We start from the raw sequence: 13273 nt of genomic DNA on the forward strand, positions 1-13273 counted from the left end.
ACACCCTCCGGCATCAAAGCGGCCTCTGATAGACGATCGCGTCGGCAAACCTGCGCACCTGGAAGAGCGGCGAGATCCGGCTCATGGACTCCGAATGGCCGAGACAGATGAAGCCCCCGGGCGCCAGCGCGTCGAAGAACACCTCGGCGACCCGTCGGCGCGAGACGTCGTCGAAATAGATCAGCATGTTGCGGCAGAAGATCACGTCCATCTCACGGAAGTTGCGGGTCTGCTGCGGGTCCATCAGGTTGACCACGCTGAACTCCACCGACTCGCGCAAGGCCTCGCCGATCCGGTAGCTCCCCTCGCCGTGGGGGGTGAAATACTTGTCGCGCAACGCCGTCGGCAGATGTTGCAGCGAACGCGGCTCGTAGATCCCCCGGCCCGCCTGGAGCACGCTCTCGGTGTCGATGTCGGAGGCGAACAGCTCGATGTCGTAGCGATCCACCGGTGGCCAGTGCTCCAGCAGATAGATCGCCAGCGAATAGGGCTCCTCGCCCGACGAGCAGGGCACCGACCAGATGCGGATCGGCGCCCCGCGGCGCTTGCGCGCGACGATCTCGTTCAACATGGAGTTGACCAGGCATTCGAGCTGGTACTCCTCACGGAAGAAATAGGTCTCGTTGACCATCAGGGCATTGACCAGGGCCTGTAGCTCCCGCCCCGACTCGTCCAGACGCAGGCGGAGAAAATAGTCGTTGAAGCTGCTGCTGGCGGTGGCATTGACCCGCTCCAGCAGGCGGCGATCGACGAAATAGCGCTTTCCGTCCTCGAAATAGACCCCGGTCTTGCGATAGAAGAACTCGCGGAACTTGAAGTAGTGCTCCTCGGACATGGTGGTCACGCCGCCCTCCGTCGGGTCGGGCACCGCCGTCGCGGAAGGATTCCGTGCGGTCATGGTCATGGCCCCTCGTTGGCGCGGATTCGGCGCAGCGCCAGGTCCACGGCGAAGCGGATGAAGGGCTCCTCCGGGAAACGGGCGGCGGCGGCCTCCAGTTCGGGAATCATGCTCGCGTCCCCCAGCTCGACACACAGCTCGATGGCCGCGGCACAGACGTTGACGTGGTCTTCCCGGCGGATCGCGGCGGTGAGCCACTCCCGGATCTCCGGATGGGCGAGGGCGTCGAGGATGCCGAGGGCGAAGATCCGGATGTCCGGATCCCGGTCGTGGAGCAGCCCCTCGACGTAGGGCCCGGCGGACGTCCCCATGCCCCTGAGGGCCTCCGCCACCTCGTTGCGCAGTGCCGTCACGTCGCTGCGCAACAGCGGAACCAGGCACTGCACCGAGGGCGGGTCGCCGATGCGGATCAGGCTGGTGAGGATCACCTGGCGCACCGTGGCGTCGGTCTCCCGCTCCAGCCGGCGGCACAGGGCCTCGACGGCCTGCGGGTGCTCGGCGAGATCGCGGGCGGCCCAGCGGCGTGCCTGCGCGGCGGGCTCGTCGAGTTGCACCAGCAGCCCCGCCAGATCCCGCGGCAGGTGCCGCGAATCCGCGGGCTCCGGGGATCTGTTCGTCTTCTTCAGTAGTCCCATCGCCGCTGGTCTCCCGTCGATTGCATCGGTACGCCGCCCTCAACCCCGCGCCCAGTCGAGCAGTTGGGCGCCGACCCGCTCGCTCGGCAGCACCTTTTCGGCCCCGCCGCGGGCGATCAGCTCCGCGGGCATGCCGAAGACCACCGCGGTCGCCTCCGCTTCGGCGATGGTTCTGCCGCCGCGCCGGTGCAGCTCGGTCATCGCCTCCGCCCCGTCGTAGCCCATGCCGGTCATCAGTACCCCGATCAGCACCCCGGGATCCATGTACTCCATGGCGCTGCGCACCAGCACCTCGACCGAGGGATGCCAGAGCATCGCCGGGTCGGCCGGGCGCGACAGCACGCTGAGCCCGTTGCCGCGCCGGGCCACCACCACGTCGGCGTCACCGCGCCCGAGATAGACGTTGCCCGGGAGCAGATCCACCGGCCGGGTCACCTCGCTCACGCGCAGGGCGCAGAGGTTGTCGAGGCGGGCCGCGAAGGTGGCGGTGAAGCTGGCCGGCATGTGCTGGGCGACGATGATCGGGAAGGGAAAATCGGCCGGCAGCGCCGGCAACACCTCCTCGATGGTCCGCGGCCCGCCGGTGGAGAGCCCCAGCAGCACCAGGCCGGGGGGGGGCGCCGAACGCCCGGCGGCCCGCGGCGGCGGCGGTGGTCGCGGCTCGGGCGCCGCCGGCCGCGCAGGGGCGCGACCCCGGCCGCGCAGCCTGGCTCCGGCCGCGGTGCGCAGCTTGGTCACCAGCTCGGCGCGCACCTCGTGGATGCTCAGGGAGATCGTCCCCCCCGGCTTGAGCACGTAGTCCACCGCGCCCAGGGCGAGGGCCTCCAGGGTCGCCAGCGCCCCTTTGCGGGTGAGCGAGGAGACCATCACCACCGGCGTCGGCCGGATCACCATGATGCGGCTCAGCGCGGTCAGCCCGTCCATATCGGGCATGTTGATGTCGAGCGAGATCACGTCGGGCGCGAACGCCTCCAGCTCCTGCAACGCCTCGACGCCGTTGCGGCAGACCCGGACCTCGAAGCCCCCCGCCGTGTTCAGCACCTGGGTCAGGTGCCGGCGCATCAGCGCGGAGTCGTCTACCACCAGTGCCTTGATCGTCGCCATCGGTTCCGCGGTTCCGTCTCAGGAGGCGAGCGCTTCCCCGGGCCCCCGGGCCGGCTCGTCGGTGGGGATCTCCCGCAGGTTCCGGCTCTCCTCCGTGTCCAGCAGGGCGTCCACGTCGAGCAGTTGAATCATTCGCTGCTCATGCTCCAGGTTGGCGATCCGGCGGATCAGGTAGGCCTGGGCGTCCGACAGCTCGGGCGCCGCCTCGATGGCCTGGCGCGGGATGCGCAGCACCTCGGAGACCGCATCGACGATGAAGCCGGTGCGCATCCCGCGGATGGTGAACACCATGATCCGCTGGCGGTCGTTGCGCTCCAGGGCGTCCAGGCCGAAGCGGCGGCGCTGGTCGATCACCGGCAGCACCGCGCCGCGCAGGTTGATGATGCCCTCGACGAACGGCGGTGCCTTGGGCACACGGGTGAGCTCCTCGGGGATCCGCACGATCTCGTTGACCGAGGCGATGGGCACCCCGAACTCCTCGCCGGTCAGCACGAAGACCACGAACTGCTGCTCGTCCTCGCTCCCCTCGTCGCCGCTCTCCCCCTCGTGCGCTTGCATCGCCTCCTCCCCGTTCAATTCAGCCGCCGTCGCCGTCGCCTCGCGGAGGGCCGGATGGTGAAACATGCGCTCGACGGAGATCACCGAAACCAGCCGTTTTCCGCCCTCCAGGCGGCAGATGGAGGTGATCTCGTCGAGGCCCGACTCCCGCGCCAGCAACGGCGGCACCGCCTCGGCGAGCTCGCGTTCCACGCGCAGCACCTCGCTCACCGTATCGGTCACCATGCCCACGGCCAGGACGTCGTCCCGGGTGCCGCGCGCCCCCAGGGTGAGGACGACGATGCGGTTGCGCTCGTCCAGGGTCTCCCGGGGGAGCGAAAAGATCCGGCGCAGCCCCACCAGGGGCAGCAGCCGGTTGCGCAGGTTGATCACCCCGAGCACGTGGGGCGGGGCATTGGGGATGTGGATGATGTTCTCCGGGACCTGGACGATCTCCTGCACCTCCTCGATGGGGATGGCGTACTCCTGGTCGGCGACGGTGAAGCTCACCAGTTGCAGCCGGTCTTCCTCCTCTTCATCCCCGCCCTCACGGTCCGCATCGCTCCGCCGGGCGCCCTGGAAGCCGCCCCGCGCCGCGGCCTGGCGGGCGAGATTGACGAACTCGTTCTCGAGCAGGCGTTCGAAGCGCAGGGTCATCACCATGGGATAGCCGCCCACGTCCTTGATCACCCCGTCGAGCAGTTCGGAGTCCACCGTCGCCTCGACGGCTTCGCTCGCCTCGATCTGTCCGGGCTCCACCGAGATCACCCGCAGCACCTGATCGACCACGAAGCCCATGGGGATCCCGAGGTGGATGACCAGGACCCGGGTGGCGTCATCGTCGTCCCGCTCCGGGAAGTGAAACATCCGTCCGAGGCGGACGATCGGCAACACCCGGCCGCGCAGATTGGCGAGCCCTTCGAGGCTCTCCGGGCTGAGCGGCACCCGCACCACCTCCGGCATGCGGATGATCTCCTGGACCGGTGCCATGGGTACGGCGAAGATCTCCTCCCCGACCCGGAAGGTGACGAACTGGCGGCCCTCTTCCGCCTCCCCCACGATGCCGTCCGCCCCCTCCGCGCCGGAGCTCTCCGGGACCGCCGAATTGTCGATGCTCATGACCATGCTCCTGGGTTACCGGCGGATCGGTTCGGCTCAAGCACTCTGCAGCTCGTCCGCCAGGGAGGCGATCTCCTCGATGGCCGCCGCCAGCTCCTCGGCCCCCTGGGACTGCTGCTTGCTCGCCGTCGCCGCCTGGGTCGAGGACTGGTCGGCCTCCGCGGCGGCCGAGGCGATCTGGTCCACCCCTTTCTTCAGCTCGACCACGGTCTGCACCAGTTGCGCGGCCGCGCCGTTGATCTCCCGGCTGCCGTCCAGGACCACGTTCGCATCCTCGCCCATGGTTTGCAGGCTGGCGATGATCCCCCGGGTCTTGTCCACTTCGGCGGAGGTGACCGTGACGATCTCCTCCAGGTCGCGGCGCACCACCCCGACCTGATCCTGCACCTCCCTCACCATCTCCTTGATCCGGTCGGCGTTTTCCGAGGAGTCGTGGGCCAGGTTGCGGATGTCGGTGGAGACCACCACGAAGCCCTTGCCGAACTCCCCGGCGCGGGCCGCCTCGATCGCCCCGTTGACCGCCAGCATGTTGGTTTGGATGGAGACGGTGGTGATCGCGTCCACGATCTTGTCGATGCGCCGGCTCACCTGCTCCAGGGCCTTGATCTGCTCGTTGCCCTTGCGGGTGTCGTCCAGGGCGGCCTTGATGCCCTCCACCAGGGCGGCGACGCTCTCCTGATTCTCCTCGAGCAGGCGGATCATCGCCTCGCCCTTCTCCAGGGCGACGCCGGAGCGCTGGTCCGCCAGCACGCCCCCCTTCTCGATCTGGGCGATCGCCGCCGCGGATTGCTCGGCGGCGCTCGCCTGCTGCCGGGCGCCGCGGCTGATCTGGGTGATGGCGGTCATGATCTGCCCGGAGGCGTTGTTGAGCTCCTGGACCGAGGCCGAGAGCTCCTCGGCGGCGGAGGCCACCTCTTCGGCGCTCTTGGCGACGTCGGCGCTGTTCTTGAGGTCGTCGGAGAGGGCGCTCAGGTCCTGGGCCGCCGCTTCGGCCTGGGCCAACGCGGTCGCCTGCTGGGCGACCGTCTTCACCGCCTCCTCGCAGGCCGCGGACTGCTCCTCGGCGGCGGCGGCGATGTCCTCGGAGCCCTTCTGCGCTTCGACCGCCGCCTTGGCGGATTCCCGGTTGACCGCACCGATTTCGTCCGCGCCGCCCTTGATCTCGATGATGTCGACGCCCATCCGCTCCAGCTGGGCGGTGATCGCCTGGGCCTTCTCGACTTCCTGGCTGGCGGTCTCGGCGGTCTGGTTGATGCGTTCGGAGATGGCCCGCACCTCCTGCTGGATCTGCGCCACCAGCTCCTGGATCTCCTGGGCACTGCGTTCGGAGGTCTCGGCCAGGGTGCGCACCTCGTCGGCGACCACCGCGAAGCCCTTGCCGTGCTTGCCGGCGCGAGCCGCCTCGATGGCGGCATTGAGGGCCAGCAGGTTGGTCTGGTCGGCGATGCGGGCGACCGCCTTGACGATCTCCCCGATGCTCGCCGCCTGCTTCTCCAGCTCGCCCACCAGGTGGACCGCCAGGCGTTGGCGCTCCGCCGCACTGCGGACACTGGCGACGAAGGCACCGATGTCCCGGCTCACGGTGGCGATCAGCCCTTGCAGGCTGTCGGTCCTCTTGGCGGATTCATCGGCCCGTTCCAAGGCCAGGCGGATGGCGCCGCTGACCTGGTTCATCCCGGCCAGCGACTCCTGGGCCGCCCCGGACGCCTCTTCCGCCCCGGCGGCGATCTGGTCCATCGCCTTTTTCAGCTCCTCCGCCGCGGAGGCCGCCTCGGCGATTCCGCTGGAGAGCTGGGTGGTGGAGGTGGCGAGGCGCTCCGCGGCCTGCTGTTGCTTGGCCAGCGTCCGCGCCTTGCGCCGTTGCGCCTCGGCCTCGCGCTGCTGGGAGAGCCGGGTGGCCCCCTCGCTCCCTCCCGCGGCGCCCGCCTCCGGCCGCTCGGCCGCTCTCGTCGTCTTTGCCAGTGCCATCGCGCATCTCCCACTCGTTGAAGGTATGTCCCGCACCACCGCAGCGCCGTCGGCTCAAGGTGAGGATAGGCGGCGGTCGTCGTGTGGGATGTGGGGAAACTGGGACAAGCGGCTAGAGGAAAGGACGACGCACCGAGCCGCGTCGTGCAGGGCCGGGATGGTCCAGCTCGACCGTCACACGGGTGCCGTGTCCGGGCGCGGACTCCACCGTGAGCCGCGCCCCGATCGTCGTCGCGCGATCGCGCATATAGCCCAATCCGTGTTGGTTTCCGCAGGATGACGCGGCGCCGTCGGGCACGAAGCCGCATCCGTCGTCGCTGATCGACATCCGGGATCGCCCGTTCAACCGGTCCAGGGTGAGCGTGACCTCGGAGGGGGCGCCATGCTTGCAGCTGTTGATCACGGCCTCCTGCGCGATGCGGAAGAGGACCAGACGCGCTTCACCCGAGAGGGACGTGGCGGCGTGCCCGACCACGCGGATTCCGATCCCGCAGCGCTGCGACAGATCGGCAGCGTAGGCACGCAGTCCCTCATCGAGGCCGAGTTCGTTGACCGTCGTCGGATCGAAGGTGTCCACCAGTTCACCGATGGTCGCGGATATTCGCTCCAGGTGATCCGTCATCCCGCCGATCCGCGCCGCGGCGGCCACGCCGTGATCCGCCGTCAGCTCCTGTTCGAGGATCGCCAGACTGATGCCCAGCACCGAGAGCTCCGTCCCCACCCGGTCATGGAGTTCCCGGCCGATGCGCTCCCGCTCCCGCTCCTCCGCGTGGATCTGGCGCCGCGCCAGCAATCCCGCGTGGTCCCGCGCCTCGCGCAACGCCAATTCCGTCGCCTTGCGCGTGTCGATATTCATCACCACGCCGCTCACCCCGGCGAAGACCCCTTCGCGGGAGGAGAACGAGCGCGTCCGCTCCTCCACCCAGCAGACCTCGCCGCCCTTGGTCCTGATCCGGTACTCGCGGACCTGAAGGCCGGCATGGCTCGGCCGCTCCACCCGATCCTCGGCGACGATCAGATCGAACCAGCACACGGCGCCGCTGCACAGCTCCCCCGAGGTGTAACCGCACAGGGCCACGCTGTTGTGCACGAGGGTCGGTCGCCAGTCGGCGCCCGCGCGGTAGACCATGCCGGGAAGGTCGTCGGCGAGACCGCGGTAGACCTCGACCAGATCGGCCAGTGTGGTCAAGGCGGCGTGGACCTGATCGTCACCGGGAAGCGGGCGGCCGCGGCGGAGGCGGCGGAGGTGGCGGAAGCAGAGGCGGCGTAGCGCCCCTGACCAATACCCATGGAATCTGGCCGCAATGCCGCCCGCGAACCCGCGCATCACATGCCGGGCCTGCTCATGGGCGTTGCCTTGGGAGGGAATGTCGGTGATGGCGATGGCCTTCCTTGGCGTGGCGCCACAAGGGGGGGAGTGAGCCGCTCGCGCCCCGCCGAGCGGGTCTAGCGATGGAGGAACATGCCGGAAATCACACCTATCAGGATCAAGGATGTCTTCCACGACGTCTGTCGGGAGTTCACGACAATCGGTATGAGGCGATTCACTAGGAGGCTGTCGGGCTTAGGGGGATCGAGCTGCGGGAGGGCAGGGCCGCTATCCCGCTTCCGCGGCCGATTCATCCTAAGTCCGACAGCCTCCTAGCCCCCCGCCATCCCGTGCTCGATCGCGAAGCGGATGAGGGCGGTCAGGGTATGCAGCCCCAGCTTGCGCATGATGCGTGCCCGATAGGTCTCCACGGTCTTGGGTGAGAGGTGGGCGAGTTCACCGATTCGTTTGCTGGAGTATCCCTCGACCACCAGTTGGAGCACTTCGCGCTCGCGGCTGCTGAGGCTTTCCAGTGGCGTCGGCTCTGCCGGACCGGGGAGGTCGTTGAGGTACTCCTCCGCGACCCCGTCGGCGAGCTGGGGATCCAGGTAGCGCTTGCCCCGGGCGGCGGCGTTGACCGCCTTGACCACGTTGCGTCCGGCCGATTGCTTGAGCAGATAGCCTCGCGCGCCCGCCCGCAGGGCCCGCCGGAGGTATTCGTTGTTGCCGTGCATGGAGAGCATCACGACCCGCACCGCGGGGGCGTGGAGGAGGAGCCTGCGGGTCGCTTCGATGCCGTTGAGGCGAGGCATCCCGATGTCCATGATCACCACCGTTGGGGAGAGGGCGCAGCCCAGTTCCACGGCCTCGTGGCCGCACGCGGCCTCGCCGACCACCTCAATGTTTCCCTCGCGCGCCAGGATGGCGCGCAGGCCGTCGCGCATCATCTGGTGATCGTCCGCAATGAGTAACCGGATGGGGTGGGTCATGAGCACGCCGTGTGAGTCGATTCGGGATCCGTCCAGGCGGCAAGCCTAGTCCAATACGGCCGCTTGCGCACCGCTCACACCCCTCGGGCTCCGCCTCTCCCTCGGCCACCGGAGCCGGGGCCGCGGACGCCGCGGGTTTGGTGTAAGGTATCCCTTCCGCATCCCCCCAGCCCGGCAAGCAGGCCGCCGGGACCTCCGCATCTTCACGCTCTGTGCGACGCCGCACAGACCCCATCGGCCCGGCCGATTACCCTGAGCCAGCGAGCCCCCACCCCCGTTTGTGTCCCCGCCGTCCCCGGCGTCCGGCACAACCTTCCCCCCACGGAGCGCCCCACCGATGCCGACACAGAATGGAGCCGCAAGGCGCCGTACCCGAGATGGCCGACCGCTGACGCCCGCCACCGCGCCCGACGGAGGAAGGCCGCGATGAAGATCCGCATCGGTTACGAACTGATCTACGCCTGCCCGCAGCCGACGCCGCTGATCCTGACCTTGAACGTCCACTACAGCCGGGTCTCCGACCTGCTCGCCCCGGACCACATCGTCACCCGCCCGGCGCTCCCGATCAGCGGCTACCGCGACGGCTTCGGCAACTGGTGCAGCCGCATCGTGGCGCCGCCCGGCGACCTGCTGATCACCGCCGACGCCACCATCCGCGACAGCGGTCTGGCCGACGCGGTCGAGCCGGCGGCGATCCAGCACGCGGTGGAGGCGCTGCCGCCGGAGACCCTGGTCTACCTCCAGGGGAGCCGCTACTGCGAGACCGACCGCCTCTCCGAGTTCGCCTGGAAGCAGTTCGGCGGCACCCCGCTCGGCTGGCCGCGGGTGCAGGCGGTGTGCGACTTCGTCCACGCCCACCTGCGTTTCGGCTACCCCTTCGCGCGCCCCAGCAAGACCGCCCTGGAGGCCTTCAACGAGCGGACCGGGGTGTGCCGCGACTTCACCCACCTGATGATCGCCTTATGCCGCTGCCTGAACATCCCGGCCCGCTACTGCACCGGCTACCTGGGGGACATCGGCGTCCCCCCCGCGCCGGAGCCGATGGACTTCTCCGCCTGGCTCGAGGTCTACCTGGGCGGGCGTTGGCACACCTTCGATCCGCGCCACAACACACCGCGCATCGGCCGGGTGCTGATCGCCCAGGGGCGCGACGCGGCCGACGTGCCGATCAGCAACGCCTTCGGACCGAACACCCTCAAGGGCTTCAAGGTGTGGACCGACGAGGTGGCCGGCTAGTGTACTGCCCCGCAATTAATGGCCCTTTCAGCGAGTCGCCAAGCGGTCAGCCGCAAGGCGCGGGCTCGCCGGGGCAGCCGCCCTGCCTCAAGAGACCGCAACGCCGCGGATGGCCGCTTGGCGGCTCGCCCGCAGGGCGCCCCCCAGAGACGCCAGGCCGGCGTTGCGACGCTTGCCAAGGACTCGCCATTGCCTGCGCGCCGCGCCTTGCCCTGGCGTCTCTGGGGGGCGCTGAAAGGGCCATTAATTGCGGGGCAGTACACTAATGGCCCGCGACGACCGCCATCCCGCCCAATCGCCCCTGCCGGGGCCCGACGAGCCGCCCGCGGTGGAGGTGGTCAACCCGGCTGGCCTCGGCAGCGTGGTGCTGCTGTGCGACCACGCCTCCCACCGCGTTCCGCGGCGCCTCGGCATCCTCGGCCTCGATCCCCGCCAGTTGAGCGGGCACATCGGCTGGGATCCGGGCGCGGCGGAGGTGGCGCGACGGCTCTCGCGGCAGCTGGATGCCCCCCTGGTGCTGAGCGGCTACTCACGCCTGGTGATCGACTGCAACCGCCCCCCCAGCAGCGTCGAGTCGATCGCCGAACAGAGCGCCGGCGTGCCGATTCCCGGCAACCGCCACCTGCCGGCCAGCGAACGGGCGCTGCGCATCCGGGGCCTGTTCGAACCCTATCATCAGGCCATTTCCCGGCTCCTCGACGAGCGCCGCGATCGCCCCACCGTGCTGCTCAGCATCCACAGCTTCTCCCCGAACCTCCAGGGCCTGTACCGTCCGTGGTCGGTCGGCATCGCCTACGGCCGCGACCACCGGCTTGCCGAACTGCTGCTCGCCGCCCTCGCCCGCGACAGCGAAATCGTGGTCGGCGACAACGACCCCTACCGGATCGAGCCGCGGATCGACTACTCGCTGCCGCTGCACGGCGAGGGGCGCGGACTCCCCCACGCGATGATCGAGATCCGTCAGGACAGCGTTCGGACCACCGCCGGGGCGGCGCGCTGGGCCGCCCGGCTGGAGGAGGCCTACCGCCGGATCGAGGCGGCGTTTCTCCCCCCGCTGCTCTCCTGCGAACCGTCGGATTCCGTCCATTGAGGCAGCCAATTCCCCGTGAAGCGAGATGACCTTCGCGATCTGGTCTCTGGTCATCGGCGTCCTGCTGATCGCCATGGTGCTGTCGGGCACCCTGCTCAAGCGATTGCCGTTGAGCACCGCCATGCTCTATCTCGCCGCCGGCCTCCTCCTCGGGCCCCTCGGCTGGGCGGCGCTGACGCCTCGCCCGCTGGAGGACGCCGCCTTGCTGGAGCGGGCCGCCGAGGTGGCGGTGCTGATCTCGCTGTTCTCCGTCGGCCTGAAGCTGGGGCTGCCGCTGTCGAACCGTCACTGGCTGCTGCCGCTGCGGCTGGCCTTCGTGTCGATGACGGTGACCGTCGGGCTGATCGCGCTGGCGGCGGCATGGGGGCTCGGGCTGCCGCCGGGGGCGGCGATCCTGCTGGGGGCGATCCTCGCCCCCACCGATCCGGTGCTCGCCTCATCGGTCCAGGTGGAGTCGTCGGGGGATCGCGATCGCCTGCGCTTCAGCCTGACCGGCGAGGGCGGCTTCAACGACGGGGCCGCCTTCCCCTTCGTGATGCTCGGCCTGGGGCTGCTCGGCGTACATGACCTGGGGACGTGGGGCTGGCGCTGGCTGGTGCTGGACGTGCTCTGGGCGACCGCGGCCGGCCTGCTGATCGGCGGGCTGCTCGGCCTGCTGATCGGTCGGCTGGTGGTCTTTCTGCGCGCCCGCCATCAGGAGTCGGTCGGCCTGGACGAATTCCTCGCCCTGGGACTCATCGGACTCGCCTACGGAACCGCGGTGCTCTGCCACGGGTACGGCTTTCTCGCCGTGCTCGCCGCCGGTATCGCGCTACAGCGGGTGAAGGAGTCGTCCGGCCGGGCTCACGACCCCGCCGAGGCGGGTCCGACGCCGACGGACGGGCCGGCGGACGGGCCGGCGAACGATCGATGCCTCGCCCGCAGCGGCGATGCCACCCACCCCGATCATGCCAGCGCCTACATGATGCAGGCGGTGCGCGGCTTCAACGAGCAGATGGAGCGGATCGCCGAATTGGCCATCGTGCTGGTGGTCGGCGCCATGCTGCCCCTCGCCGCCCCTCCCGCCGGGACGGTAGCGTTCCTCGCGCTGCTGTTCCTGGTGATCCGTCCGGCCTCGGTGTGGCTCGGCCTGCTCGGCGCCCCCGTCTCCGCCGACCAGCGCGTGATGATCGCCTGGTTCGGCATCCGCGGCATCGGCTCGGTCTACTACCTGATGTTCGCCATCAACCACGGCCTTCCCCGCGCCTTCGTCGAGCCGATCGTCGCCATCACGCTGGCGGCGGTCACCGCGTCGATCATCGTGCACGGCATCTCGGTGCGGCCGATGATGCGGCAGTACTGGAGACGGAAGGTGGCGCAGGATTGATCCGCCGCGGGGAACGAAGCGCCTCGTCAGGGAATGGCGTGGAGTCGTCGGGGGCGAGTCGATAGCGCCACAGAGGGACGAGGGATCGGATGGCCGGGCATCTGGACTGTTTGTTCAACAATTGAGGTGGAGGAGTTGCGCGCTGCGACCCGTCTGGGTCGCTGCGTGGGTGATGGCGTTGGCGATTAGGCCGGAAATTATGCCGGGGGTAATGGGGTCCATCCGCTACGGGTCCTCGTTGTTGATCTACTTTTTTCGGAAGTTTTTCCGGGGTGTTCTACTTCGCCAATACCTTCACCGGCGGAACGGCTCCCAGGTTCGCCGCATGTTTACCGAGCGCCTTGTCGAAGGTGAAAAAGGTCTCGTCGTCACTCAGCGCCAAGTGGAGGGCGTCACCGAAATCCATCCCCTGCTCGAACCAATGGAGGGCGTAGCAGATGGCCTCGAATGCCTTGGGCCTGAAGTTGGGTAGGCCGAGCAGGGCGCGTAGCCCTTTGGCAATATCGTCCCGCTCGCAGCCGTTCACCTTGAGTACCCAGGCCAGTTCGAGCAGGACCGTCGGGGGCGCGGTGAAGGTCTCTTTCCGCGAAAGCAGGCGGGTCGCCGCTTCGGCTTGTTCGGGGTCGTCGTTGAGGAGGTAGCGGGCGAGGATGTTGGTGTCGAGGGCGATCACCCTTTGGTCGCCTCATCGGCGTCGGCCAGCATCCTGCCGATGGCCTCCTCCGCTTCGTTGTCGCTCAGTCGATGGCGGGCGCTGCGGGAGAGAAGCCCTTTCCCATCATTCACGTCGATCGGTGGGAAGGCGGGGATGGGACGAAGGCGAATTTCCCCACCTACCACCTGGATGGCGAACTCCGTTCCCGCGAACAGGTGGTGGCTTTCGCGAAGCTCCTTTGGGATGACGATCTGGCCTTTGGTGGAGAGTCTGACGGTGTCCATGAGGCATATCCGCTATCGGTAAGTTTGTTGGTAAGACGATAGGATAGCGGAAAGCGTAAGTCCAATGCCGGCCAAGGATAGGA

The 13273-nt window shown here is 68.9% G+C and carries 12 protein-coding genes; 3 read left to right on the forward strand and 9 right to left on the reverse strand.

The features are described 5' to 3' along the window. Positions 1-13: 13 nt before the first annotated feature. The 7 genes from ACYQ2W_RS17715 to ACYQ2W_RS17745 all read right to left on the reverse strand — a co-directional run bounded on the left by ACYQ2W_RS17715 (position 14) and on the right by ACYQ2W_RS17745 (position 8559). Positions 14-904, reverse strand: coding sequence for a CheR family methyltransferase (locus ACYQ2W_RS17715; protein ID WP_459870032.1), 891 nt, complete (start codon positions 902-904; stop codon positions 14-16). Continuing rightward, the gene (locus ACYQ2W_RS17720; RefSeq protein ID WP_459870035.1) at positions 901-1533 is read right to left on the reverse strand and encodes a HEAT repeat domain-containing protein; all 633 of its coding nucleotides are present in this window, start codon (positions 1531-1533) and stop codon (positions 901-903) included. The genes ACYQ2W_RS17715 and ACYQ2W_RS17720 overlap by 4 nt, the downstream gene beginning before the upstream one ends. Positions 1534-1572: 39 nt before the next feature. Further along, positions 1573-2637: a chemotaxis-specific protein-glutamate methyltransferase CheB gene (gene cheB / locus ACYQ2W_RS17725; protein ID WP_459870038.1), complete on the reverse strand. Its 1065-nt coding sequence runs from the start codon at positions 2635-2637 to the stop codon at positions 1573-1575. An 18-nt stretch (positions 2638-2655) separates the two neighbouring features. After that, positions 2656-4293 carry a chemotaxis protein CheW gene (locus tag ACYQ2W_RS17730; RefSeq protein WP_459870041.1) on the reverse strand — a complete coding sequence of 546 codons (1638 nt, stop codon included), beginning with the start codon at positions 4291-4293 and terminating at the stop codon, positions 2656-2658. A gap of 36 nt (positions 4294-4329) precedes the next feature. Further along, positions 4330-6261 carry a methyl-accepting chemotaxis protein gene (locus tag ACYQ2W_RS17735; RefSeq protein WP_459870044.1) on the reverse strand — a complete coding sequence of 644 codons (1932 nt, stop codon included), beginning with the start codon at positions 6259-6261 and terminating at the stop codon, positions 4330-4332. A 112-nt stretch (positions 6262-6373) separates the two neighbouring features. After that, positions 6374-7588 (reverse strand): sensor histidine kinase, encoded by a 1215-nt coding sequence (locus ACYQ2W_RS17740; RefSeq protein ID WP_459870047.1) that lies wholly within the window; start codon positions 7586-7588, stop codon positions 6374-6376. A gap of 314 nt (positions 7589-7902) precedes the next feature. Next, positions 7903-8559: a response regulator gene (locus tag ACYQ2W_RS17745; RefSeq protein WP_459870049.1), complete on the reverse strand. Its 657-nt coding sequence runs from the start codon at positions 8557-8559 to the stop codon at positions 7903-7905. A 426-nt stretch (positions 8560-8985) separates the two neighbouring features. Between ACYQ2W_RS17745 and ACYQ2W_RS17750 the strand changes: the two genes are divergently transcribed. The 3 genes from ACYQ2W_RS17750 to ACYQ2W_RS17760 all read left to right on the forward strand — a co-directional run bounded on the left by ACYQ2W_RS17750 (position 8986) and on the right by ACYQ2W_RS17760 (position 12251). Next, positions 8986-9795 (forward strand): transglutaminase-like domain-containing protein, encoded by an 810-nt coding sequence (locus ACYQ2W_RS17750; protein WP_459870052.1) that lies wholly within the window; start codon positions 8986-8988, stop codon positions 9793-9795. A gap of 265 nt (positions 9796-10060) precedes the next feature. Continuing rightward, positions 10061-10885 carry an N-formylglutamate amidohydrolase gene (locus ACYQ2W_RS17755; protein ID WP_459870055.1) on the forward strand — a complete coding sequence of 275 codons (825 nt, stop codon included), beginning with the start codon at positions 10061-10063 and terminating at the stop codon, positions 10883-10885. Positions 10886-10910: 25 nt separating this feature from the next. Then, the gene (locus ACYQ2W_RS17760; protein ID WP_459870058.1) at positions 10911-12251 is read left to right on the forward strand and encodes a cation:proton antiporter; all 1341 of its coding nucleotides are present in this window, start codon (positions 10911-10913) and stop codon (positions 12249-12251) included. Between the two features lie 277 nt (positions 12252-12528). Here the strand turns inward: ACYQ2W_RS17760 and ACYQ2W_RS17765 are convergent, their stop codons facing one another. Beyond that, positions 12529-12924 carry a type II toxin-antitoxin system VapC family toxin gene (locus ACYQ2W_RS17765; RefSeq protein ID WP_459870061.1) on the reverse strand — a complete coding sequence of 132 codons (396 nt, stop codon included), beginning with the start codon at positions 12922-12924 and terminating at the stop codon, positions 12529-12531. Beyond that, a complete protein-coding gene (locus ACYQ2W_RS17770; protein ID WP_459870064.1) occupies positions 12921-13190 on the reverse strand; it encodes an AbrB/MazE/SpoVT family DNA-binding domain-containing protein in 270 nt (89 codons plus the stop codon). Before ACYQ2W_RS17770 ends, ACYQ2W_RS17765 begins: the two co-directional genes overlap by 4 nt. Positions 13191-13273: the final 83 nt, after the last annotated feature.

The organism is Endothiovibrio diazotrophicus (genome assembly GCF_054657215.1).